Here is a 25,648-nt window from a genome sequence, read left to right on the forward strand (position 1 = left end):
TATTATGCCTGAACAAGAAATTATGATCTCAATGCAAGATGTTAATAAGTGGTACGGTGATTTTCATGTCCTTAAAGATATTAATTTAAGTATCAAAAAAGGTGAAAAAGTGGTGATCTGTGGTCCATCTGGATCAGGAAAGTCGACGGCTATCCGCTGCTTAAATCACCTTGAGAAATTTCAAGAAGGTGAGATTTATATTAATGGTACGCATTTAATCGATGATGTTGAAGTGGTACGTCATATTCGCGCACAGGTGGGAATGGTCTTCCAACATTTTAATCTTTTCCCGCATTTAAGTGTGTTAGAAAATTTGATCATTGCCCCAATTTGGGTACATAAAGTGCCACGTAAAGAGGCGATTGCAACTGCGATGTCCTATCTTGAGCGTGTTAAAATTGCAGATCAAGCTCATAAATACCCAAATCAACTATCCGGAGGGCAGCAACAGCGTGTGGCGATTGCTCGTTGCTTATGTATCAATCCTGATATTATGTTGTTTGATGAGCCAACGTCCGCTCTCGATCCGGAAATGGTGTCAGAAGTACTCGATGTTATGGTAGAGCTTGCTGATGAAGGTATTACGATGATTTGTGTTACACATGAAATGGGATTTGCTAAAAAAGTAGCGGATCGGGTGATTTTTATGGATGCCGGACAAATCATCGAAGAAAATGAACCTCATGCGTTTTTTGATAATCCAAAATCCGATCGACTCAAACTGTTTTTAGAACAAATATTATCACATTAATAAAAATGCCAAACACCTTAATGATCGTGTTTGGCGTTTAACTCTTAAGGCCATTTAATCGCTACATATACCGATTAAACAAACACATAACAGGCTAAATTCGCAGTGTATTTTTGCTACATTCTCAACTTTTAAAATATCTAAAAGCATTTAAGTCTTAATGCTTCTCGTCTTTACGCTCTTAAAGTCGCCTGATACACCGTCATAACGCCTCCTCACATAAAGTTACTCTTTACAATAGGGGGCGTTCTGTTATGGTGCGCGCCTCACAATTAATCATCTTATAGCAAAGGAATTAATTAAGTTTTCATGTATTGCGCAGAAAAAATTAGCACTAGCAAGGCGTGAGTTGTAGGAGATAGTTGTTCTCACTTCAAAACTCACAACGCAGGTAGGGATAATTTCAACAAGCAAGACAGGTAACCTTTTTAGTTTCTTTGGTATTATACATACAACAAGGTATTTTATATGTCACAAACTCTTAAACTTGCAAACCCTGGCCCTCTTGGCTTAATGGGTTTTGGTATGACAACCATTTTGCTTAATATCCATAATGCAGGTTTCTTCCCAATGAGCGCGATGATCTTAGCGATGGGCCTTTGTTACGGTGGTCTAGCACAAGTGATTGCCGGTATCCTTGAGTTTAAAAAAGGTAATACGTTTGGTCTTACTGCCTTTACTTCTTATGGATTTTTCTGGATAAGCTTAGTTGTCCTTATTGTATTTCCAACATTAGGCCTTGCTGACGCAACACCTGCTGGATTCATGGGCTGTTACTTAACAATGTGGGGCATTTTCACCGCCTTTATGTTTGTTGCTACATTACGTATTAACCGTGGTTTACAGTTTATTTTTGCAAGCTTAACGTTGTTATTTGCTTTACTTGCAGCACACGCATTTACTGGGATCCAATGGATAGGACACCTTGCAGGTTATGAAGGTATTATTTGTGGCGCCAGTGCTATTTATGTTGCGATGGCAGAAGTTATCAATGAACAATACGGACGTACTATATTACCGATTGGTAAAGTATAACTTTATTAAAATATCTCTAAAAAAACCGAGTGAAAACTCGGTTTTTTTTACTTTATTTTTTCTTATAGCAGCTGAAATCTATCGATACAATCTTCAGCTTTGTGCATAATGCATTTCCCATCGTTTAAAAATATAAATAACAGAAAATGTTAAACACATATATAAAACAGCAGCTGCTAAATAAGCTTCAAAAGGCGCATAATAACGCGAGTTCACCACACGAGCAGCCCCTGTAATATCAACAATCGTCACTAGACCGGTGATCGCACTACCGTGGATCATAAAAATAATTTCATTACTATAAACGGGTAATGCTCGGCGCAATGCATTAGGCAATGTAATACGCTTTAATATCAGCCATGCGCTCATACCATACGCTTTAGCTGCTTCAAGTTCCCCTTTGGGCATAGTGACTATCACCCCTCGCACAATCTCTGCAGTATAAGCGCCCGTATTTAGGGTTAGCGCCAATAGAGCACAAAACCATGCTTCTTGAAAATACTCCCACAACCAACTATCACGTAAAGCCTCAAATTGCCCACTGCCATAATAAATAATAAATAATTGGATCAATAAAGGCGTGCCCCTAAAAAAATACATATAAAGATGTACGGGGACTTTAAGTATCTTACATTGCGAGCTACAAATGATGCCCGCCGGAATGGCGATAAACAACCCTAAAATAAGCGCAGTCCCAACAAGGTGCACCGTCGTCCACGCCCCCTGTAAATAAAACGAATATTCATTAACAAAAATTGAAAAATCCATTTCTACCTCACTTTTATGCTATATCGATGCTCAGCCCACTTTAAAAAAACACTTGAAACTGAAGTAAAAAAAAGAAAAATAAACGCAATTGCCAAATAAAAAGTAAAGGGTTGTTGCGTAGCACCCGCAGCATCACCTGCAATTTTAACCATATCTTGCAAACCAATAACCGACACTAACGCAGTCGCTTTTAATAAGACTAACCAATTATTGCCAATGCCCGGCAATGCATGGCGCATCATTTGCGGAAATAGCACACGGCTAAACACTTTATATTGACTCATTCCATAGGCTCTAGCTGCTTCTATTTGCCCTTTATCGACGGCCAAAATGGCGCCCCTAAAGGTTTCCGTCATATAGGCCCCAAAGATAAAACCAATGGTGACAATACCTGCAAAATATGGACTTATATCAATATAATCGGGTAAAAATCCATACCATTGATGGCTTGAGTCAAAGCGCGTTATCAATGAATTTAAGTTTTCATTAATCCAATAACTCATATTATTTACTAAGATTTGCCCACCAAAAAAGATAAGTAACATCAGGATAAGATCAGGGATCCCGCGAATGAGTGTGCTGTATAGTGTCGCACAATACCTTAACGTTACCGATGAAGATAACTTTGCCAAGGCTCCTATCAAGCCTAAAAAAAGCGCTAACAGCAACGACAATAATGCAACTTGTATAGTCAGCCATGCACCCGCAATTAATATCTGTTGATAATTTTGTAATTCATGCATACGTTTTCTTATTGCTAAAGCCGTAAAAATTAATTTTTACGGCTTAGTGAATCGATTATTGCGCGCTACCATAGATATCAAAACTAAAGTATTTATCTTGTATTTTCTGATAAGTTCCATCTGCACGTACGGCTTCTATCGCACGGTTAAACTGCTCTACAAGATCTTTATCTTGTTTACGAATAGCAATACCCGCACCTTCGCCAAACCACTTCGGATCGTTAAGTTTAGGGCCTACAAAATTAAATTTATCGCCACCCTTCTTACCCAACAAGCCATCCGTAATCGCAGCTGAGTCAGCTAATACATAATTTAAACGTCCTGATTTTAAATCCAAATAAGCATCATTGGCAGAGCCATAACGCATTATTTTTGCATCTGGATAATTATCTGAAACATAAGTATCCATCGAACTTGCACGTTGTACACCTATTTTTTTACCTGACATAAATGCATTTGTTTCTTCGTATAGCGTGCCTTTTAGTGCCACAAATCGTGCCGGAATATGCTGATATTTATCCGTAAACGCTACTTTTTTAAGTCGCGCTTCGGTGATATCCATCGTCGCAATAATGGCATCAAATTTACGCGCTAATAACGCAGGAATAATGCCATCCCAGTCTTGTTTGATATAAGTACATTTAGCGTTCATCTTTTCACACAATGCATTGGTTAAATCAATATCGAACCCACTCACACTGCCATCCGCTTCAGTGATAGCAAAAGGTGGATAAGCACCTTCAACCCCTACTCGGATCTCTTTCCACTCTTTGGCCTGTACAACATTGACTGATAATACGAATAAAGCAACCAGCACATGTGCCAGAGATATGTGTATTTTTTTCATTTACTATCCTTTTTAAATATAAGTTATGCGTTATAAATAACCGTGATAAAACATCACAGTAGTTGATGTACTGCCTATTTATCTGACTAAAATATGTACTATAAAACCAGCCTTCATTTCATTTTTCGATTAGTAAACAGATGATATAAATTGTTTAAAACGTACTGAGGATGGATTCTCAAAAATGATCTCAGGTTTACCCTGCTCTTCTATGACCCCTTGATGTAAAAAAATAACCTTACTTGATACTTCTCGTGCAAACGCCATTTCGTGGGTCACGACCAACATCGTGCGGCCTTCATCGGCCAGATCTCGCATCACATTTAACACGTCTCCAACTAATTCAGGATCTAATGCCGAAGTGGGTTCATCAAAAAGCATGACTTCAGGCTCAACCGCCAGTGCACGAGCTATCGCGACGCGTTGTTGTTGTCCTCCCGAGAGTTGTCCTGGAAAATAATCTTTACGCTCATAGAGTCCCACTCGATGTAAGATTTCTTCCGCTTTCATAATGGCCTCTTTTTTAGGCACCCCCAAAACATGTATCGGTGCTTCAATCACGTTTTCTAGCGCCGTCATATGCGACCATAAATTAAAGCCTTGAAAAACCATTGCTAAGCGCGAACGAAGACGCTGAACTTGTTTTATGGAAACGGCAACCGGCCCCGCATTTTTATCTTCACGCATTTCGATTAATTCACCTTTCACATATATTTCACCCGATGAGGGTGTCTCTAAAAGGTTAATACAGCGTAACAACGTACTTTTACCCGATCCCGATGCCCCCAAAATAGAGATAACATCGCCTTGATAAGCATCAAGATTAATGCCTTTTAACACCTCATGATCTGCAAATGACTTATGCAGGTTTTTTATTTTTAACGTCGCTATGGGCATAATTAAAATTCGCTTTTTATCTAAACGTAAACATTGATGCACTTTCTCGTTAGCAAAACGAGAAAGTGCATATCTACTTATAATCCGTGAATAAGTATTCAATAATAAAGAGTAGAAAACAAGCCTTTAAAACAAATAAACCAATAAAGATTTATTTTTTATTATTTATTTACACTTTAAAGGTGGATCACAAAAAGAATTATCATTAAAAAACTTATCATAAAATCATGTTTCTTAATGATAAGACTGATACTCTGAATTTAACAAACGAATACACAGCCAAAAAAATAGAATAAAAACCCTTTGTTATCAACGCGTTTATTTTTATGTTGTATTTTAAATAATTTACATCTGGAATTATCTATTCGATATCATTTTAATGAAAATCACAACAATCAGATGTTTACCTGTTTTTAGAGAGGATCAAACACAAAACAACAAATCTTTTATAGACCTTATTTTTACAGACTTTGTTTTTGACTTTATTTTAAAATGCAATGTTATGCACTTTACTTTAGGGGTAGAAAAAGAAGATAAGGAGGATATTAACGCATTTTTGTATGATAAATAATATCGAAGCCTCTGAGCCTCCAAGATGTATTATCCGCAAACAAAATTGGACGTCGCTCTAAGGCAAAAATGAAATAAGAGGGCTCTATACCCTATTTTATAACCCAACATATCAATAACACCCAAATAAGACGTACAGCCCTGCAGTCGTTCTATTAAAGAGCGCATGCTGCCTACAGACAATAAAAAGGGAATAACGATCAGATAGATATATATGAACGGTTATCTAAGCAAGCGCTAGATAAAGCATAGAGAGATAATATGGCGGTAAAGATAAAAATTAAAAAATGGCTGAGGAGTATTTTCATATGATGAGGATACGTATTATGTCACAGGTCAAGTCGTACGGATCGCGCGCAGATACAATTAAAAGTATTTCTCCTTTTATAGGCAATAAAAAAGCAAGCCGAAGCTTGCTTTAAATCAGTTCTAATAGGTTAATGCATTAAGCTACAGGTGCATCTTTCTTTTCAGCTGCTTCTTTAATACTTAAACGTACGCGACCTTGACGATCAACTTCAAGTACTTTCACTTTAACTTCTTGACCTTCTTTCAAGTAATCAGATACTTTCTGTACACGCTCTTCACAGATTTGTGAGATATGTACTAAACCATCTTTACCAGGAAGAATGTTAACGAAAGCACCAAAATCAGCTAGACGTACCACTTTACCAGTGTAAATCGTACCTACTTCAACTTCAGCCGTTAATGTTTTAATACGGTTGATAGCATCTTCAGCTTGCTCTGCTGATGTTGCTGCAATTTTAACAGTACCATCATCTTCGATTTCAATCGTTGTACCCGTTTCTTCACAAAGAGCACGGATAGTTGCGCCGCCTTTACCAATAACGTCACGGATTTTATCCGTTGGGATTTTGATAGTATGAATACGCGGTGCAAATTCAGAAATATCAGCACGACCTTCAGAAATCGCTTCATCCATCACAGATAAGATATGTAAACGCGCAGCTTTCGCTTGGTTTAATGCAATTTGCATGATCTCTTTAGTGATACCTTCAATTTTGATATCCATTTGTAATGCCGTAATACCTTCAGAGGTACCCGCCACTTTAAAGTCCATATCACCAAGATGATCTTCATCACCTAAGATGTCAGAAAGAACAACGAATTCGTCGCCTTCTTTAACAAGACCCATTGCGATACCCGCAACAGACGCTTTAAGTGGAACACCAGCATCCATTAACGCAAGAGATGCGCCACAAACAGAAGCCATTGAAGATGAACCATTTGATTCTGTAATTTCAGAAACAACACGTACTGTGTATGGGAATTCTTCAAGATCAGGCATAACCGCTAAAACACCGCGTTTAGCAAGACGACCATGACCAATTTCACGACGTTTAGGAGAACCAACAAAACCAGTTTCACCTACACAGTATGGAGGGAAGTTGTAATGTAGTAAGAAGTGATCTTTTTTCTCACCCATCAAACTATCAATGATTTGTGCATCACGTTGCGTACCTAATGTCGCAGTAACCAATGCTTGTGTTTCACCACGTGTAAAGAGTGCTGAACCATGTGTACGTGGCAATACGCCAGTACGTACGTCAAGTGCACGAACACTTTCAGGATCACGTCCATCAATACGAGGCTCACCTTTAATAATACGTGTACGTACTACTGTTTTTTCTAAATCGTGTAAGTATTCACCGATTTGCTTAGCTTCTAGTGTTTCGTCAGCAGCTAATAATTTTTCTTTTACTTCAGAAGTGATAATTTTAAGTGCGTCATAACGATCGCCTTTATCACTAATTTGGTATGCTTCTTCAATGCGTGATTGTGCTTCAGTTGCAATTAAAGCGTCTAATGCGTCATTGCGAACTGGTGCAGACCAATCCCATTTAGGACGAGCTACTTCAGCTGCAAATTCATTGATTGCACTGACAACAACTTGTTGTTGTTCATGTCCATAAACAACAGCGCCAAGCATAACATCTTCACTTAAAATGCCGGCTTCAGATTCAACCATTAATACTGCATTTTCAGTACCAGAAACAACTAAGTTAAGATCACTTGCTTCTAATTCAGTTTTAGTTGGGTTAAGAAGGTATTGTCCATCAATATAACCAACACGAGCACAACCAATTGGGCCATTAAATGGCATGCCAGAGATAGAAAGTGCTGCAGACGTTGCAATCATTGCTACGATATCAGGATTAATTTCAGGGTTAATAGAGACCACTGTTGCAATCACTTGGACTTCGTTTTTAAAACCCGCTGGGAAAAGAGGACGTACTGGGCGGTCAATAAGACGTGAAATCAATGTTTCTTCTTCACTTGGACGGCCTTCACGTTTGAAGAAACCACCCGGAATTTTACCCGCTGCATATGTTTTTTCTTGGTAATTAACTGTTAGCGGGAAAAAATCACGCTCTTCGTCTGTTGCTTGTTTACCAACAACAGATACAAATACACAAGTATCATCCATACTACACATAACGGCAGCGGTAGCTTGACGAGCCATTACACCTGTTTCTAGGGTAACTGTATGCTCACCATACTGAAAACTTTTTACAATAGGAGTCATTTTTTTTCCTTTATTTAATTTATATTCTTTATGCTTTTTATCGCGTCCACAGTATACGTTATTCATTGAGATTAAAAATACTTAATCTCTAAAAAAAAGGCTTTTGTTAACAGCAGTACAAAAATGTAACATCAATAACGCATGCGATAATAAGCAGATACAAAAAAAGAGCCAAAAGGCTCTTTTTTTTTATGCGATTTAAGTCGAGATTAACGACGTAGACCTAATTCTGCAATTAATGCTGTGTATGAAACAACATTTTTACGCTTTAAGTAGTCAAGCAATTTACGACGTTGTGAAACCATGCGTAGTAAACCACGACGGCTGTGATGATCGTGAATGTGCTTTTTAAAGTGACCTTGTAAGTGGTTGATTTGTACAGTGTACAATGCAACTTGAACTTCTGGTGAACCAGTATCACCCTCTTTACGACCAAATTTTGCTACGATTTCAGCTTTCTGCTCTGCACTTAGTGACATAACATACTCCGATATTTTGTGGTTATGTGAATAACCTATTTAAATTATTATCGCCGATCACTAATTCAGCGATAAAGTGAATGGCGAAGTTTACTGATAACAACGCGATTAAGCAATATCTATTTTTCATCAACTACTTTTAGACGTTTTTTGGTTAAAAAACAACCTCTGCAACCTGCATGACATATAGGTTTTGACGAAAAACGCAGTTCTTATAAAAAAATTTAATACAACCTTAAAGCGAATAAAATGTGATCCAAAAAACTTCTTTTTCTTTTTATTAAAGGTAGTGCACAAGGCGCTTCCAAAGTTATATACTCCACTTTATATATAGGGTTAAATAACTCTATTATTTTGATTTTTAATAGACATTAATTACCATCATACGACTAGTTTGCTCGTCATCTTATTAAAAATTTAAAATTGATTAACTTTTAGTACAAACGGAATTGCATTAGAGGTCCATATAGCACATGTTACACCTCTAATCTTTCAGGGTGACGTGTTTACAGGTATTTAATAATGAATCAAGAAACAAGCACCACACCAGAATTTACTCCCGAAATAACCCCTCCAACAATCGATAACAACGAGAAATTAAGTGTTGAACGATGGAATAAAGCAGATACCACATGGGTACTGAGTTTATTTGGAACTGCTGTTGGTGCTGGGATCCTATTTTTGCCTATTAATGCAGGTCTCGGTGGTTTTTGGCCATTAGTCGTTATGGCTTTGCTTGTTGGACCGATGATTTATTGGGCGCATCGTAACTTGGCGCGTTTTGTTTTATCTTCAAATAATCCAAATGCAGACATTACAGATGTCGTTGAAGAACATTTTGGTATGGGAGCCGGTAAATTAATCACCTTACTTTACTTTTTTGCTATCTACCCTATTTTATTGATTTATGGCGTGAGTGTTACCAATACAGTAGAGAGCTTTATGGTACATCAACTCAACATGGAAGCACCGGCACGTTGGTTACTTTCTATTGTGTTGATCGCAGGCATGATGTCTATCATGATCACGGGTGAAAAATTAATGATGAAAATCACCCAATTTCTGGTTTATCCTTTAGTCTTTATTCTCTTTGGTTTATCTCTCTTTTTGATCCCTGAATGGAACTTTTCATCTATAACCAATATCCCAGATTTAGGTACTTTTTCTAGTACACTTTGGCTTACTATTCCGGTGCTCGTATTTGCGTTTAATCACTCTCCTGCTATCAGTACTTTTGCCGGTAAACAACGCGAACAATACGGAAAAGATGCAGTACAAAAATCAGATGCTATTTTAAAACGCACCTCAGCAATGCTATTAGGTTTCGTCATGTTCTTTGTATTTTCAGTTGTTTTAAGCTTAACACCTGAAATGCTTGCCGATGCAAAAGCGCAAAATTTACCGATTTTATCTTACTTAGCCAACATTCATGAAAGCCCAATTATTTCTTACTGTGGCCCTATTGTTGCTTTTGTTGCTATTGTTTCTTCTTTCTTTGGTCACTACTTAGGTGCACGTGAAGGCTTAAATGGTATTATCGAAAAGCAAATCAGAAGTATGGGTAAAACGCCTAACATGAAAAAAATCAACAAATTTACTGTGGTTTTCTTCCTGCTTACTTTATGGGGAGTTGCCATCTTAAACCCAAGCATCTTAGATATGATCGAAAGCTTAGGCGGTCCAATCATTGCCACTATTCTTTTCTTAATGCCTATGTATGCAGTAAAACGCGTACCTGCAATGGCTAAATATCAAGGCGCATTAAGTAATATCTTTATTACCTTTATGGGCTTTGTTGCTATTTCTGCATTAGTTTTCAAACTAGCTTAAAAATATTACCCAAAAAACTTAACGTGGCGCCGTTCGCGTTAAGTTTTTTATCTACAAATATCATTCTTCTATCTTCCCCTCCCACAGTACTGCTCCCATTACTAAACATCTGTCATTTATTTAAAACCTTAAAATCACACTAATAACTCAGTGTTTCATCCTAGTTATTTTCTTTTTACTCTCTCACTAGGAAATACGCCACCTAGTAAATTAAGTATTGTTTAAGCATTCATAACATTCACATAAAGCGTGTACATAAACCACCTATCCTCATGACTCATAACGCAAAGAAGAAGACGACCTCTATACCGATTATCATTCAAAAATGCAGGAAGTCATGATGAGGGGAAATTCAGTGTGAAGATGAAAATATAGAGAGTTAAATGCAGGCGTTACAACATAGAAAATATTTACACTCAGCTTGTCTTTTAGAGCAGAGTGACAACTCTCCGGATGGGTTACAGAACCTTCATGTTGCACTTTGTATTGGTGCTCGAGTAAGTAACTGATAAATACATGTAAATTTACAGCCCGTATCATCGCTAAGCGCTCTTATTCAAGCATGGCACCCAACTAACCATTAAAACAAAAAAAGCGCCACAGAATTAACTGTGGCGCTTTTAAAATGATCATTAGATTAAATTAAAGCGTTTACGCTTCTACTTCAAGAGAAATTGACGTACAACCCTGCACACAACTCACTCCCGTCGTATTATTGGCAGAAACACAAAGGGTCAAGACTTGCTGACAAGTCGGACATAATACAGTGCGTCCTTTACCAATGTTTTTGATCATATTCTTTTGCGCATGATACGATTTAGCCGAAGACTTATTGATCGCTGAAAAATCGAGTTTAGGCATTTTCGACCTCTTTTTTTAATGAAATTTAAAGATTAACCAAGCGTTTAGGCGCAATTAATCCATCTTCATTCATTTGCCCCATACCGATAAAAGTATGTGCTTCACCCACAGTAATGCGTACTAATGTATCATCGGGTGCACCTGAAACCTGTACCGGTTGACCATGTAAAATATAATCGGCCATGACCTCTGAAATATTAACTTCAGGGTATTTTTTTACCGCGGTATCCATATCTAATAATAGTGCATCTAATAAAGTATACGGGCTAATATCTTCTGCTTTGGCTTGTTCAATTAACGTATCGAGTTGCTCAATAGTGACCATGCGATCATAAGGATAATCAGCAACTTGTGTACGACGTAACATAGAAACATGCGCCCCACATCCAAGTAACTCACCCAAATCATCAACGATAGTGCGGATATAAGTGCCTTTACTCACATGAATATCTAAGTCAATTTCATTATTTTCAAAACGTAATTGATTGAGTTCATAAACCGTGATAGAACGTGCCGGACGATCAATAGTGATGCCTTCACGTGCATACTTGTACAACGGTTTACCTTCGAACTTTAAAGCCGAATACATAGATGGAACTTGTTTTGTTGTTCCACGAAAAGTATCCAAAGCAACATCAAGCTGCTCCTGAGTCACATTAACGTCTTTCTCACAAACCACATCACCCTGTGAATCACTGGTTGTTGTTCTCACACCCAATGTTGCGGTCACAATGTAACGTTTATCTGACTCTAATAAAAATTGCGAAAATTTAGTCGCTTCACCCAAACAAATAGGCAACATACCGGTTGCCAAAGGATCTAACGCGCCCGTATGCCCTGCTTTATTAGCAAAGAATATACGTTTAACACGTTGCAATGCATGATTTGAGCTAATATCAGTGGGTTTATCAAGTAAAAGAATCCCATTAATAGAACGACCTTTCCCGCGTCTTGCCATTATGCATCATCCTCGTTTTCGTCACGGCCAGCAGCTAAGAACTTTTCTTTATCTTTTTTCACTGCGCCACTTACGAGCTCAGAAAGACGTAAGCCTTCTGTTAATGTTTCATCAAAACAAAAGCGTACTTCAGGCACAATACGTAAACGCATCGCTTTGCCCAGTAAACGGCGAATATAACCGGCAGCTGAGTTTAAACCTTCAAGTGATTCATCATTAGTTTGGTCACCAATGGTAAGAAAAGTAACAAATACTTTTGCGTAAGCAAGATCACGTGTGATATCAACACCCGAAACAGTCACCATGCCAATACGCGGATCTTTTACTTCTTGTTGTAGTATACGCGCCAGTTCTTTTTGAACTTGTTGTGATACACGCGATGTACGGCTATATTCTTTTGCCATTTTTTATGTCCTTGTTCATCATTTTATCTATTACGACTTAAGCCTAATAGATTTTCTACTTAATACCAAATATCAAAGCTCAGTGAGCACACCAATTTGATTGTCATTAAATAGGTATTATTATATATAATACCAAAGGAACTAAAGAAGTGATCCGTCTTACTTGTTAAAATTATCCCTAGCAGTGTTGTAAGTTTTGAAGTGAGAATAACTATCTCCTGCAACTCACGCCTTACTAGTGCTAATTTTTCCTGCGCAATACATGAAAACTAAATTAATTCCATTGGTATAAGAAAGGAGGCATCAGCCTCCATTCTTTGTTTTATGCGATATTAAAATTAAAGAGTACGTTTAACTTCAACAATTTCAAATACTTCAATTTGATCGCCTACGCGTACGTCATTGTAGTTTTTAACGCCGATACCACATTCCATACCGTTACGGACTTCTTGTGCATCGTCTTTAAAGCGACGTAATGACTCAAGAACACCTTCATAAATTACGATGTTTTCACGTAACACACGAATTGGGTTGTTACGTTTGATAAGACCTTCAACAACCATACAACCGGCAATTGCACCAATTTTTGGTGATTTGAAAACTTCACGAACATCCGCAAGACCAATGATTTCTTGTCTAAATTCAGGAGCAAGTAAACCACTCATGGCAGCGCGCACTTCATCAATTAGGTCATAGATAATGCTGTAATAACGTAAATCAACCGCTTCATTATCAATTAATTTACGAGCAGATGCATCCGCACGTACATTAAAGCCGATAACAATTGCGCCAGAAGCAGAAGCAAGAGATGCATCAGTTTCTGTAATTCCACCAACACCACGACCAATGATATTTACTTTCACTTCATCAGTAGAAAGTTTATTCAATGAATCAGAAATCGCCTCTAATGAACCTTGTACATCTGCTTTTAATACGATGTTAAGTTCAGAGATTTCGCCAGCTTCCATGTTCATAAACATGTTATCTAGTTTCGATTTTTGTTGACGAGCAAGTTTAATATCACGGAATTTACCTTGACGGTACAATGCTACTTCACGTGCTTTTTTCTCATCACGTACAACAGTCGCTTCATCACCAGCAAGAGGTACACCAGAAAGGCCTAATACTTCAACTGGAATCGATGGACCCGCAGATGTAATAGTTTCACCTTTTTCATTGCGCATTGCACGTACACGGCCATATTCAAGACCACATAATACGATATCACCTTGTTTAAGCTCACCATCTTGAATAAGGATAGTTGCAACAGGGCCACGTCCTTTATCTAGACGAGATTCGATAACAACACCCGATGCAGGACCGACAGCGACCGCTTCTAAATCTAACATTTCAGCTTGTAATAAAATGCAGTCAAGTAACTCATCAATACCAGTACCGAATTTCGCTGAAACATTTGCAAAGATGTTTTCGCCACCCCATTCTTCAGAGATGATGTCATGATGAGAAAGTTCAGTTTTTACGCGATCAAGATCCGCGCCTTCTTTATCGATTTTATTAACGGCAACAATCAATGGCACTTTAGCAGCTTTAGCATGCTGGATAGCTTCGATTGTTTGTGGCATAACACCATCATCAGCCGCTACCACTAAGATAACGATATCTGTTGATTTTGCACCACGAGAACGCATTGATGTAAAGGCAGCATGTCCTGGAGTATCTAAGAACGTGATAGCGCCTTTATCTGTTTGCACATGGTAAGCACCAATATGCTGGGTAATACCACCGGCTTCACTATCCGCAACTTTAGCGCGACGAATATAATCAAGTAGAGATGTTTTACCATGATCTACGTGACCCATGATAGTTACTACAGGTGCACGAGACGTTTTAATACCATCGGTATCTTTTGCATCTGCAAGTACCGCTTCTTCAAGTTCATTCTCTTTCGTAAGAATAACTTTATGACCCATTTCTTCTGCTACTATTGTTGCAGTTTCTTGGTCAATAATTTGGTTAATGGTTGCCATAGCACCCATTTTCATCATTACTTTGATAACTTCAACCGCTTTAACAGCCATTTTGTTAGCAAGCTCAGCAACAGAGATGGTTTCACCAATTTTCACATCACGCTCAACTTTAGCAACTGGTTTCTCAAATGCTTGTTGTAATGCAGCAGGGGTTGCAACGTGTGATTTTCTACCACGACGACCACGACGACCATGTGTTGGCTGCTGTGCTTGTTGTGCTTTTTTCTTTTTCTTCCGACGGTTAGTAACAACACCTTCCGCTTTTGTATCTGATGCATCTTCTGCTTCTTGAGCAGCTGCTGATGACGTCACATGATAATCTTGCTCAGAGGCTGCTTTTTTACGTTCAGCTTCTTCTTTATCCCAGCGCACTGAGTTTTCTTCCGCTAATTTCTTAGCAATTTCAGCTTGCTCACCGGCTTCTTTTTCAGCTTTTTCTTTCGCTTGAATATCTGCTTTTTTAAGTATGGCAGCAGATTCTTTATCCACTTTTATTTGCTCAGGTGTTTTTTCAACTTTCTGCGCATTTTGCTTTTCTTTATTGGCCATTGCTGCCTTTTTCGCTTTTTCGTCCATGATTTTTTTCGCTGCTAGTTTTTCTGCTTGTAGTTTCTCTGCAGCCATTTTTTTAGATTCTAATTCAGTATCTAATTCAACTTGGCGTTTTGTCACTTCAGCAGCTTGCTCTGCAAGTTCAGCTTCTTTTACCGCTTGAATTTCAGTGTCAGTACGTTTAACGTAAGTGCGTTTTTTACGTACTTCAACATTAACCGCTTTAGCTTGACCTTTAACGTTTAATGTCGTTTTAGTTTTACGCTGTAACGTCATTTTTTTCTTAACTTCTCCACCGTGCTGTTTTTGCAGGTAAGTTGTTAATGCTTCTTTTTCTTTTAAAGAGACTTTATCAGTCGCTTTTTTGTTGATGCCCGCAGCATTAAATTGTGTAACTAATGCATCCGCAGACTTGTTTAACTCTTTTGCAAGATCTTGTAATAAAATATCTGACATAATTTTTCTCCTATCTGTGCTTATTCAGTTTCGTTACTGAACCAACAGATGTTACGGGCAGCCATAATAAGCGTACCGGCTTTTTCTTCGTTTAATTCTTCAATATCAATCAGGTCATCAACCGCTTGTTCTGCAAGATCTTCAAGTGTAATAATGCCTTTACTAGCAAATACATATGCAAGATGTGCGTCTAAGCCCTCTAATGCAAGCAGGTCTTCAGCAGGTTTTGCTCCTTCAATATTCTCTTCAGCCGCTAACGCTTTCGTTGCTAAAACATTCTTAGCGCGTGTACGTAGCTCATCGACCATATTTTCATCAAGGCCATCTATCTCTAATAATTCAGTGACAGGCACATAAGCAATTTCTTCAAGAGATGTAAAGCCTTCATCTACTAATACCGCAGCGAAGTCTGCATCAATTTCTAATGCTTTTGTAAATACGCCGATAACGCTATCCGCTTCAGCCTGATGTTTTTCTTGTAGCTGCGCGACTGTCATTACGTTTAATTCCCAGCCAGTAAGCTGTGATGCTAAACGAATGTTTTGACCATTACGGCCTATCGCTTGTGCTAAATTTTCTTCTTCAACAGCAATGTCCATGCTGTGAGAATCTTCATCAACAACAATTGAAACAACTTCCGCTGGTGACATTGCATTAATAGCAAACTGAGCTGAATTATCATCCCATAGGATAATATCAACACGCTCACCACCTAACTCACTTGAGATAGCTTGAACACGAGCGCCACGCATACCAACACACGCACCAATTGGGTCAATACGTTGGTCATTTGATTTTACAGCTATTTTTGCACGCGAACCAGGATCTCGAGCGGCAGCCATCAAATCAATCATCTCTTCTGCAATTTCTGGCACTTCAAGACGGAAAAGTTCAATTAGCATTTCTGGTTGTGTACGCGTCATAAATAATTGAGCGCCACGAGCTTCTGGGCGTACATCATATAAAAGTCCACGTAATCTGTCGCCTGGACGGAAATTTTCACGAGGTAGCATTTCATCACGGAAAATAACCGCTTCTGCATTACCACCTAAATCAAGTAAAATACTGTCACGGGTCATGCGTTTTACAACGCCAGTTACCAATTCACCTTTTTGCTCAATGTATTGCTCTACTACTTGTGCGCGCTCAGCTTCACGTACTTTTTGCACGATAACTTGCTTCGCAGTTTGAGTTGTGATGCGATCAAACGTAACCGATGGAATATCATCTTCGATGAATTCACCAATTTGTATTTCAGGTTGATCGTATACCGCTGCTTCATAAGTCATTTCAGCACATGAATTTTCCATTTCTGCATCAGGAGCAAGGACTAACCAGCGACGAAATGTTTCAAACGTACCTGTTTCACGATCGATTTCAACACGAACTTCGATCTCCATTTCGTATTTCTTTTTTGTAGCAATGGCAAGCGCGCTTTCTAATGCTTCAAAAATGGCCTCACGAGGAAGGCCTTTTTCATTAGAGACAGCCTCTACGACCAATAAAATCTCTTTATTATTCATTTTTCATCGCCTTAATTAATCAAATTTTGGAACAATATTCGCTTTTTGAATATTGCTTAATGCAAAACGCTCAAGCGTTCCATCAACATTCACACTAATAATTTCACCCTCTACACTTTCAATCATGCCTTTCCATCTGCGACGGTTTTGTATTGGCATACGCAATTGAATTTTTACTTTAGAGCCAACAAAGGCTTGGTAATGTGTAGCACTAAAAAGAGGACGCTCTAAACCAGGAGAGGAAACTTCTAATGTATATTCATTGGTGATTGGATCTTCTACATCCATTAATGCACTGATTTGACGACTTACTGCTGCACAGTCATCAACTAAAATACCCGCTTCTTGATCAATGTAAACACGCAATATTGAATGTTTTCCAGCGCGAGTATACTCAATCCCTACTAGCTCATAACCTAAATCTTCAACACTTGGTGTGAACATATCAGTTAAACGTTGTTCTAAACTTGCCAAATTTATCCCCTTTTTAGACCCAGGCTCTGGGCAATGAAACGAAAAAAGGGCCTTTAGCCCTATTAAATTAACAACAACTATTTATTAAAAAACAGTGTGTTAAGACAAACAGGAAAATTTTCCTATTTTCAAAAAACAAAAAAGCCCCAATAAATTGGAGCTTCATTCGGTTTGTTCATTAAATGAACAAGATGTTGCGATTGGAAATACAACATCGAATGTAGTTACGAGAGTAGGATTTTCATCAACTACCTTCGCAGGCTTTATTAAGAGTTGAGCTCGAGAGCTTTCTTATTAAAACCAACACTTTAATGTGGTTGCGAGAGCAGGACTTTCATCAACTACCTTCGCAGGCTTTATTACTAAAACCGACACTTTAATGTGGTTGCGAGAGCAGGATTCGAACCTACGACCTTCGGGTTATGAGCCCGACGAGCTACCAAACTGCTCCATCTCGCGTCTGTACTGTTTAGGCTAAGCCTATCTAACGCCGACATTATATCTATATTATTCAACTGAGGCAATTCAAAAATGTCAACATTACATTAATTTGGTGCGGATAGAGAGACTTGAACTCTCACGGCCTAAGCCACAGCCCCCTCAAGGCTGCGTGTCTACCAATTCCACCATATCCGCTTTATTTACTTACTCTGGAATTTCAGTTGATTTATCAACTTCAATTACAACAGGAGCATCAACTACTTTTTCAATCGTTAAGTCTGAAAAAACGTCATCATTAGAAACTTTATTGGTAGATAAGTTTCCTAATGCTAAACTTAAGATGAAGAAAACAATGGCTAATACCGCAGTGGTACGAGTCATAAAGTTACCAGCGCCACTTGCACCGAATACTGTGTTTGATGCACCAGAGCCAAATGAAGCACCCATACCAGCACCCTTACCTTGTTGGATCAAAACAAACCCAATTAAGATAACAGCAACAATCAAATAAACAACTAATAGCATTTCATACATAAGAATATACCCGATAATTTCCAAAAGTATTTACATTAAGCTCCCTAAGGAAGCGCGCTGATAATACTCAAAAGCAAAGAGAACTACAAGTAAATAACACCATAATTTCAAAACTTTCAGTATTTTATGCCCCAAGTGCATAATTTTCAAACAAAAAGCTAATTAAAGAGCATTAATTAGCTTTTATTGACACAATTAAACTTTTACTTTATCTGCAATTGCTTGTGCATAACCATGCACCACTTCTTGCGATTCATCAGACTCTACCATCACTCTAAAAACGGGCTCAGTCCCTGATTTTCGTAATAATACTCGCCCTTTACCCGCTAGTAGCGTTTGAATACGAGCTTGCTCTGCGAGCACGTCTTCATCTTGTAAAGGGTCAATATCACTATTAAAGCGAATGTTTAGCATGACCTGAGGGAACTTGTGCATCCCTTGACGCAATTCATTTAGCGTTAAACGGCTACTTTTCATCGCTGCAATGACTTGTAAGCCAGAGACTATTCCATCGCCTGTTTCTAAATATTCAGAGCAAATAACATGCCCTGAATTTTCAGCCCCAATAGACCAGTTATTTTTCTTCATAAGCTCCATCACATGACGATCGCCCACATCACTACGCTCAAAAGGGATCCCTAATTCTTTAAGTGCAAGCTCTAAACCTAAATTCGACATTTTAGTGCCAACAACGCCACCTTGTAATGTACCATTACGTAATTTATCACGCGCAATAATATAAAGTAACTCATCACCATCGAGAATATATCCCGTATGATCAACCATCATCACGCGATCGCCATCACCATCATACGCGATACCAAAATCTGCTTTTTCTTGTACGACGCGCTCAGAAATAGCCTGCATGCTCGTCGCACCACAATTCAGGTTAATATTCACACCATCAGGCTCAACGCCCATGGCGATAACCTCCGCCCCTAATTCATTAAGTACGAGTGGCGCAATATGATAGGTTGCACCATTGGCGCAATCAACAACGATTTTAAAGCCGTCTAAGCTCTGTTGTGTGGGAAAAGTACTTTTACAAAATTCAATATAACGCCCTGCTGCATCATCAATACGGTAAGCTTTACCTAACTCACTCGATGGCACACATTTTAATTCTTTTTCAATTTCAGCTTCAATTTCAAGCTCTACTTGCTCAGATAATTTAGTACCTTGCGCATTAAAGAATTTAATACCATTGTCATAATATGGATTATGCGACGCACTAATAACGATTCCGGCAGCGGCCCTGAATGTATGCGTTAAATAAGCGACCGCAGGTGTTGGCATAGGGCCAAGCAATACCGGGCGTAAACCGGCGGCCGTTAGGCCCGCTTGTAAGGCTGCTTCAAGCATATAACCTGATATACGCGGATCTTTACCAATCAAGACTTTTTTAGTCCCTGACTTTGCAAGAACGCGCCCAGCAGCCCAACCTAACTTAAGTGCAAATTCAGGTGTGATCCATGATTCACCAACTTTGCCGCGAATACCATCCGTACCGAAATATTTTTTTTCCATGCTTATCTTCTTCTTATTTATTAAAAGAGTTAACTTTATTTAAAACGTTAATGACATCCATCGTCGCACTTACATCGTGAACACGTATTATTTTAGAGCCTTGTTGCACAGCAATCATTGCCCCAGCAAGGCTAGCGGCTAAACGTTCAGATAATGGACGATTTAATAATTGAGCAAACATGGATTTTCGAGATAACCCTGTCAATACGGGATAGCCTAATGCCACAAATTCATGTGTTGCATTGAGTAAAGCAAAATTATGATCCATTGTTTTACCAAAACCAAAACCTAAATCTAGAATAATATGATCTTTTTTTATACCTGCCTGCAAACAAGCCTCAACACGTTGTTCTAAAAACGTTTTTACATCTAGGCACAGATTAGCATAGCGAGGTGCACTTTGCATTGTTCTCGGCGCGCCTTGCATGTGCATTAAACAGACCGGTACATTGGCGTCAGCAGCCGCTTGCAGAGCACCGGCGTTTTGTAACGCACATACATCATTGATCATCGAAGCGCCCGCTTGCACGCTAGCAAGCATCACAGGGGCTTTACTGGTATCAATAGATATCCAACAGTCGCTGTATTCTTTGATTTTTTCAATAATAGGCACGACGCGTGCTAATTCTTCATCGACACTTACATCTGGCGCACCAGGGCGAGTCGATTCGCCACCCACATCAATAATAGTTGCGCCTTGTTCAACCATTTCAAGCGCTCGCTTTAGAGCCGTATCGAGTTGCTTAAACTTACCGCCATCAGAAAAGGAGTCGGGTGTTACATTTAAAATCCCCATGACCTGAGCAACACTTAAATCAAGCCCCTTCTCTCCACTTCTTAACCACATATTATTTCTACTTCTTTTATGCACACATAAAAAAAAACCTAAGCCAAGCTTAGGTTTTTTTTACGGAGCTTAGACTTATTGTTTATCACCATCTTTTTGGTCGTCTGCGCCTGTACTTTCATTTTTCTGAGGCTCAGCCTCTTTTTCTGCTTCGCTATTTTTTATCGGCTCATCTTTAACAGTCTCTTCGTCAGAAGACTCTGCATCTTGATCTTTAATTTCTACGTCATCGTTCCAATCGACAGGCGCACGCACTGTAATGCGTTGCATCAAATCATCTACCTGATGCGCATCAATCGTTTCATATTTCATTAACGCATCTTTCATTGCATGTAAAATATCAAGATTATCCGCTAAGTATTTATAAGCGCGCGCATAGTTAACTTCAACAAAGGCTTTTACTTCATCATCAATGATTTTACCCGTCTCAGATGAAATAGTATTTGAACGTAATGAGTTCGGCTCAGCTATTAATAAAATAGGACCTAATTTTTCAGAGAAACCCCATTCCGTTACCATTGCACGTGCAATCGAAGACGCTTGTTTAATATCTTGTGACGCGCCAGTTGAAACTCTATCTTTACCGTAAATAAGCTCTTCTGCAATTCGGCCACCATATGCGACTGAAATACTACTTTCCAGCTCTAAACGGTTTTGGCTAATTTGGTCACCTTCTGGTAAAAATTGTGTCACACCTAGTGAGCGTCCACGAGGGATGATAGTCACTTTATGAATAGGGTGATGTTTTGGCACTAATCGCGCCACAATAGCATGTCCCGCTTCATGATATGCAGTCGACTCTTTGTCTTCTTCACGCATCACTAAACTACGACGCTCTGCACCCATCAGGATTTTATCGCGAGCTTGCTCGAAATCATCACTATTGATCACACGTTTATTACCACGGGCGGCAAATAATGCAGCTTCATTCACTAAATTCGCTAAATCTGCACCTGAAAAACCCGGTGTGCCACGTGCTAATATTTTAGATTTCACATCGTCAGCCAATGGTACTTTACGCATATGTACATTAAGAATTTGTTCACGTCCACGTACGTCCGGTAATGCCACCATAACTTGGCGATCAAAACGTCCTGGGCGCAGTAGCGCTGCATCTAAAACGTCTGGTCTATTTGTAGCTGCAATGACAATCACGCCTTCATTGCCTTCAAAACCATCCATTTCAACCAATAATTGGTTTAACGTTTGCTCACGTTCATCATTACCGCCACCCATGCCTGAGCCACGTTGACGGCCAACCGCATCAATTTCATCGATAAAGATAATACATGGCGCTGATTTTTTAGCTTGTTCAAACATGTCACGCACACGAGATGCACCGACACCGACGAACATTTCAACAAAATCAGATCCCGATATTGCAAAGAAAGGTACTTTAGCTTCACCTGCAATTGCTTTTGCAAGTAATGTTTTACCTGTTCCAGGAGGACCCACTAATAATACGCCAGTTGGAATACGCCCACCAAGTCGTTGGAATTTTGTTGAATCTTTTAAGTAATCAACTAATTCTTTCACGTCCTCTTTGGCTTCATCACAACCTGCAACATCTGCAAACGTCGTTTTGATTTGGTCTTCACCCATCAATTTGGCTTTACTCTTACCAAATGACATAGCGCCACCTTTACCGCCACCTTGCATATTACGCATAAAGAAGACCCAAACACCGATAAGAAGAAGCATCGGGAACCAAGAAACAAATATAGAGGCTAAGAAACTGGTTTCTTCCGGTGCTTGACCTTCTACTTTTACATTGTTTTTGATTAAATCATTAAGTAAATCTAAATCCGGTGCCGGTATATAAGTCACAAACTCACTTTGATTGCTTTTTATACCACTGATCACGGGGCCATCGATTTTAACTTGTTGGATCTGGCCTTGGCTTACTTCTTTTACAAAAGTGGTGTAATCCATTGCGGATTGCTTAGTACTATCTGATCCAAAACCTTGGAATAAAGACATTAAGACTACTGCGATCACCAACCACAATATCAGGTTTTTTGCCATGTCGTTCAAGATGTAAACCTCGTAATTAATAAATAAAATTCAACTATAGACTACTACAGTTTAAAAAGAGTCGCTACTATATATTTCGCCATAATATGACATTTTTTGCATCACGCTTTAAAACCTGTCGCCACTAGATACACTTCTCGAGAGCGTGCACGAGATGAATCTGGTTTACGCGTTTTTACGACGTTAAATCGTTTTTTAACTTCCTTCATAAAGGTATCAAAATCAGCGCCCATAAACACCTTTACAATAAAACTACCGTCTTTTTTTAAGACATCAGAGCACATTTCAAGTGCCAGTTCGACTAAATACATCGATTTAGGCTGATCCATGGCCGCATTACCACTCATGTTAGGCGACATATCTGATAGCACCACATCCAATTTATGGGGGCCGATACGTTTCAATAATGCATGTAAAACCGCTTCATCTCGAAAATCGCCTTGTAAAAAATCAACACCTGCAATCGAGTCCATGGCTAAAATATCACACGCAATGACTTTACCGCGTGAACCAACGGTATCCACACACCATTGCGACCAACTCCCAGGGGCTGCGCCTAAATCCACGACTGTCATACCAGATCGGATCAGCTTATCTTTCTTATTAATTTCGTCTAATTTAAAAACAGCACGTGAGCGTAGGCCCAATCTATTTGCTTCTTTTACATAAAAATCATTAACATGCTCCTGCATCCAACGCTTAGAGCTACCCGAACTACTTTTTTTCAAAACACCAGGGGCATTATTCCCTGAATTAACTTTTTTACCCATTAAATTTTTCCTGCACCTTTATAAATAGTAAAGTATAATATTTAAGGGTAGAATGCCCTATTTTCAACCTTAAATAAAAGAATTTGTATGAACTTATCAAATAAACAAAAGAAGCACCTGAAAAGCTTGGCCCATTCTCTTAAACCGATTGTCTTACTTGGACAAAATGGCTTAACAGAAGGCGTACTCGCTGAAATTGAAAACGCACTTAGTTTTCATGAACTTATCAAAGTAAAAATCGCAACAGACGATCGTGAAACGAAACAATTAATCATCGATGCAATTGTACGTGAAACAGAAGCAATTAATATTACCAAAATTGGTCATGTTGTTGTTTTATACCGTCAAAGCGAAGAGAACAAAGTGGAATTACCTCGTAAGTAATACACTTTTGAAATATAAAAAAGCCCAGTCATACTGGGCTTTTTTGTTTTTATTTTTTCGTACTAAGCAATATATTGAACATTGATGATTTCATATTCAATAGCACCACCGGGTGTTTGGATCGTTAATTCATCATCAACCATCTTACCTATCAAACCACGCGCAATCGGTGAGTTCACTGAGATCAGATTTAATTTAATATCAGATTCATCATCACCCACTATTTTATAAGTGACTTCCTCATCCGTTTCTACATTAACAATGGTCACAGTCGTTCCAAATATCACTCTACCGTTATTCGCTAATTTATTGATATCTATAATTTGTGCATGAGAAAGTTTTGCTTCGATATCTTGAATACGCCCTTCACAAAATCCTTGTTGCTCTCTTGCAGCGTGATATTCCGCATTTTCTTTCAAATCACCATGCTCACGCGCTTCTGCAATTGCGGCAACAATTCGAGGCCGAGTTTCATTTTTTAACCGCTCAAGCTCTTTACGTAACGCTGCAGCACCTGTTGCTGTCATTGGATATTGAACCATTAAAAATCACCTTATGTCGGTTTTTATCTACTTTAAAAGAGTTACATTTTACGCTGGTTTTTATATTTAGTCACCGATTTTGGGGAAAATTGCTAACGTATTTTTATAAAGTTGTGTACTAATACTATATTTGCCTTCATTACGTAGATTATTTATACACTCGAAAATAGGAATAATACTTAAAGGCGTGTTGATACTTTCTTTTTGCTGATATAAAAGCATATCCGGAGCATCGGTCTCTAATACAAAAGACGTTAAAGGTAAATGCGCGACGCACTCACGTATTTTTTTCGCCTTTGGATTTGTTATCAGCCCACCAATCCCTAATTTAAAACCCAACGAGATAAATTCATTAGCAACCTCGAGACTGCCAGAAAATCCATGGTAAACACCACCTTGAGAAAAATGACTCGATTTTAATATCTCTAATACCCTGCCCTGTTTTTTTACGCAATGCAGGATGATAGGCAATTTAAATTTTTCTGCTAATTGTAATTGCTCTCTAAAAATCGTTTCTTGCTCAAGGGATGTGGCCGTTGCAAATTTATCTAAACCAATTTCGCCAAGGGCGACGCATTTTTTAGGGGCTTCTTTTAAAAGTATTTTTAACTTAAGCAGATCACCTGCTTCATAGGTATGTAAAAAATGCGGATGCAAGCCCAATGCATAATAAATAATCTCATGCTTTTGTGAGAGCTGAGCAAGTTGCTCCCAAGCATTGGCTTGTGTGCCAGGAATAAGCACTTTGGTTATTTCTTTTTTCTGCAATTTATTTAAAAGCGTCAAAAGGCTTTTGCTAAAACAATTAAAATCAAGATGGCAATGGCTATCTATGAACATATTCATGCCTCTTTATATCATATAAAACAAAGCTAAAAAAAAGCC

General features: G+C 38.6%; 24 protein-coding genes and 2 tRNA genes. 5 read left to right on the forward strand and 21 right to left on the reverse strand.

What is annotated here, in order from left to right:
* Nucleotides 1-4: 4 nt before the first annotated feature.
* Complete coding sequence (locus PCNPT3_RS09340; RefSeq protein ID WP_041771291.1) at nucleotides 5-751, forward strand: amino acid ABC transporter ATP-binding protein; 747 nt, start codon at nucleotides 5-7, stop codon at nucleotides 749-751.
* A gap of 468 nt (nucleotides 752-1,219) precedes the next feature.
* Entirely contained in the window at nucleotides 1,220-1,786 is a 567-nt protein-coding gene (locus tag PCNPT3_RS09345) for an acetate uptake transporter (RefSeq protein ID WP_015465628.1), read from the forward strand.
* Between the two features lie 93 nt (nucleotides 1,787-1,879).
* Here PCNPT3_RS09345 and PCNPT3_RS09350 read toward each other — a convergent pair whose 3' ends face one another.
* The 4 genes from PCNPT3_RS09350 to PCNPT3_RS09365 form a co-directional block, all read right to left on the reverse strand.
* Nucleotides 1,880-2,554, reverse strand: coding sequence for an ABC transporter permease (locus PCNPT3_RS09350; protein ID WP_015465629.1), 675 nt, complete (start codon nucleotides 2,552-2,554; stop codon nucleotides 1,880-1,882).
* A 2-nt stretch (nucleotides 2,555-2,556) separates the two neighbouring features.
* Nucleotides 2,557-3,297, reverse strand: coding sequence for an ABC transporter permease (locus PCNPT3_RS09355; RefSeq protein ID WP_015465630.1), 741 nt, complete (start codon nucleotides 3,295-3,297; stop codon nucleotides 2,557-2,559).
* Between the two features lie 55 nt (nucleotides 3,298-3,352).
* A complete protein-coding gene (locus PCNPT3_RS09360) occupies nucleotides 3,353-4,144 on the reverse strand; it encodes an ABC transporter substrate-binding protein (RefSeq protein ID WP_015465631.1) in 792 nt (263 codons plus the stop codon).
* A gap of 129 nt (nucleotides 4,145-4,273) precedes the next feature.
* Nucleotides 4,274-5,041, reverse strand: coding sequence for an ABC transporter ATP-binding protein (locus PCNPT3_RS09365; RefSeq protein ID WP_015465632.1), 768 nt, complete (start codon nucleotides 5,039-5,041; stop codon nucleotides 4,274-4,276).
* A 379-nt stretch (nucleotides 5,042-5,420) separates the two neighbouring features.
* Here PCNPT3_RS09365 and PCNPT3_RS09370 point away from each other — a divergent pair, with 379 nt between their 5' ends.
* Nucleotides 5,421-5,612, forward strand: coding sequence for a hypothetical protein (locus PCNPT3_RS09370; protein WP_041771292.1), 192 nt, complete (start codon nucleotides 5,421-5,423; stop codon nucleotides 5,610-5,612).
* A 444-nt stretch (nucleotides 5,613-6,056) separates the two neighbouring features.
* On the opposite strand, the gene pnp is transcribed toward PCNPT3_RS09370, so the two are convergent.
* Nucleotides 6,057-8,159, reverse strand: a complete 2,103-nt coding sequence (gene pnp, locus PCNPT3_RS09375; RefSeq protein WP_015465633.1) for a polyribonucleotide nucleotidyltransferase — start codon at nucleotides 8,157-8,159, stop codon at nucleotides 6,057-6,059.
* Nucleotides 8,160-8,368: 209 nt separating this feature from the next.
* The gene (gene rpsO / locus PCNPT3_RS09380; protein ID WP_015465634.1) at nucleotides 8,369-8,638 is read right to left on the reverse strand and encodes a 30S ribosomal protein S15; all 270 of its coding nucleotides are present in this window, start codon (nucleotides 8,636-8,638) and stop codon (nucleotides 8,369-8,371) included.
* Between the two features lie 522 nt (nucleotides 8,639-9,160).
* Here rpsO and PCNPT3_RS09385 point away from each other — a divergent pair.
* The gene (locus PCNPT3_RS09385; protein ID WP_015465635.1) at nucleotides 9,161-10,468 is read left to right on the forward strand and encodes a serine/threonine transporter; all 1,308 of its coding nucleotides are present in this window, start codon (nucleotides 9,161-9,163) and stop codon (nucleotides 10,466-10,468) included.
* 651 nt (nucleotides 10,469-11,119) lie between these two features.
* Here the strand turns inward: PCNPT3_RS09385 and PCNPT3_RS09390 are convergent.
* From PCNPT3_RS09390 to rlmE, 13 genes are all read right to left on the reverse strand, one after another.
* Entirely contained in the window at nucleotides 11,120-11,329 is a 210-nt protein-coding gene (locus PCNPT3_RS09390) for a hypothetical protein (RefSeq protein ID WP_015465636.1), read from the reverse strand.
* Nucleotides 11,330-11,354: 25 nt separating this feature from the next.
* The gene (truB, locus tag PCNPT3_RS09395; RefSeq protein ID WP_015465637.1) at nucleotides 11,355-12,287 is read right to left on the reverse strand and encodes a tRNA pseudouridine(55) synthase TruB; all 933 of its coding nucleotides are present in this window, start codon (nucleotides 12,285-12,287) and stop codon (nucleotides 11,355-11,357) included.
* A complete protein-coding gene (gene rbfA, locus PCNPT3_RS09400; RefSeq protein ID WP_015465638.1) occupies nucleotides 12,287-12,691 on the reverse strand; it encodes a 30S ribosome-binding factor RbfA in 405 nt (134 codons plus the stop codon). The genes truB and rbfA overlap by 1 nt, the downstream gene beginning before the upstream one ends.
* A 338-nt stretch (nucleotides 12,692-13,029) precedes the next feature.
* On the reverse strand, nucleotides 13,030-15,687 hold the full coding sequence (infB, locus tag PCNPT3_RS09405; protein WP_015465639.1) for a translation initiation factor IF-2: 2,658 nt from the start codon (nucleotides 15,685-15,687) through the stop codon (nucleotides 13,030-13,032).
* A 20-nt stretch (nucleotides 15,688-15,707) separates the two neighbouring features.
* Nucleotides 15,708-17,210 carry a transcription termination factor NusA gene (gene nusA, locus PCNPT3_RS09410; protein ID WP_015465640.1) on the reverse strand — a complete coding sequence of 501 codons (1,503 nt, stop codon included), beginning with the start codon at nucleotides 17,208-17,210 and terminating at the stop codon, nucleotides 15,708-15,710.
* Nucleotides 17,211-17,225: 15 nt separating this feature from the next.
* The gene (gene rimP, locus PCNPT3_RS09415) at nucleotides 17,226-17,684 is read right to left on the reverse strand and encodes a ribosome maturation factor RimP (protein ID WP_015465641.1); all 459 of its coding nucleotides are present in this window, start codon (nucleotides 17,682-17,684) and stop codon (nucleotides 17,226-17,228) included.
* 382 nt (nucleotides 17,685-18,066) lie between these two features.
* Nucleotides 18,067-18,143 (reverse strand) — tRNA-Met (locus tag PCNPT3_RS09420).
* Nucleotides 18,144-18,235: 92 nt separating this feature from the next.
* A tRNA-Leu gene (locus PCNPT3_RS09425) sits at nucleotides 18,236-18,320 on the reverse strand.
* 9 nt (nucleotides 18,321-18,329) lie between these two features.
* Nucleotides 18,330-18,659, reverse strand: coding sequence for a preprotein translocase subunit SecG (gene secG, locus PCNPT3_RS09430; RefSeq protein WP_015465642.1), 330 nt, complete (start codon nucleotides 18,657-18,659; stop codon nucleotides 18,330-18,332).
* Nucleotides 18,660-18,854: 195 nt separating this feature from the next.
* The gene (glmM, locus tag PCNPT3_RS09435) at nucleotides 18,855-20,186 is read right to left on the reverse strand and encodes a phosphoglucosamine mutase (RefSeq protein WP_015465643.1); all 1,332 of its coding nucleotides are present in this window, start codon (nucleotides 20,184-20,186) and stop codon (nucleotides 18,855-18,857) included.
* 13 nt (nucleotides 20,187-20,199) lie between these two features.
* Nucleotides 20,200-21,033, reverse strand: coding sequence for a dihydropteroate synthase (gene folP, locus PCNPT3_RS09440; protein WP_015465644.1), 834 nt, complete (start codon nucleotides 21,031-21,033; stop codon nucleotides 20,200-20,202).
* Between the two features lie 75 nt (nucleotides 21,034-21,108).
* On the reverse strand, nucleotides 21,109-23,058 hold the full coding sequence (gene ftsH, locus PCNPT3_RS09445) for an ATP-dependent zinc metalloprotease FtsH (RefSeq protein WP_051043797.1): 1,950 nt from the start codon (nucleotides 23,056-23,058) through the stop codon (nucleotides 21,109-21,111).
* Nucleotides 23,059-23,168: 110 nt separating this feature from the next.
* Nucleotides 23,169-23,837 (reverse strand): 23S rRNA (uridine(2552)-2'-O)-methyltransferase RlmE, encoded by a 669-nt coding sequence (rlmE, locus tag PCNPT3_RS09450; RefSeq protein WP_051043799.1) that lies wholly within the window; start codon nucleotides 23,835-23,837, stop codon nucleotides 23,169-23,171.
* Between the two features lie 87 nt (nucleotides 23,838-23,924).
* On the opposite strand from rlmE, the gene yhbY reads away from it, so the two are divergent.
* Nucleotides 23,925-24,221, forward strand: a complete 297-nt coding sequence (gene yhbY, locus PCNPT3_RS09455; protein WP_015465647.1) for a ribosome assembly RNA-binding protein YhbY — start codon at nucleotides 23,925-23,927, stop codon at nucleotides 24,219-24,221.
* A 62-nt stretch (nucleotides 24,222-24,283) separates the two neighbouring features.
* Here yhbY and greA read toward each other — a convergent pair whose 3' ends face one another.
* Together greA and PCNPT3_RS09465 are read right to left on the reverse strand one after the other, a co-directional pair.
* Nucleotides 24,284-24,763 carry a transcription elongation factor GreA gene (gene greA / locus PCNPT3_RS09460; RefSeq protein WP_015465648.1) on the reverse strand — a complete coding sequence of 160 codons (480 nt, stop codon included), beginning with the start codon at nucleotides 24,761-24,763 and terminating at the stop codon, nucleotides 24,284-24,286.
* A gap of 66 nt (nucleotides 24,764-24,829) precedes the next feature.
* Nucleotides 24,830-25,603: a TatD family hydrolase gene (locus PCNPT3_RS09465; protein ID WP_015465649.1), complete on the reverse strand. Its 774-nt coding sequence runs from the start codon at nucleotides 25,601-25,603 to the stop codon at nucleotides 24,830-24,832.
* Nucleotides 25,604-25,648 lie beyond the last annotated feature (45 nt).

The sequence above is a fragment of the Psychromonas sp. CNPT3 genome, from assembly GCF_000153405.2.
In the GTDB taxonomy this organism is placed as follows: Bacteria; Pseudomonadota; Gammaproteobacteria; order Enterobacterales; family Psychromonadaceae; genus Psychromonas.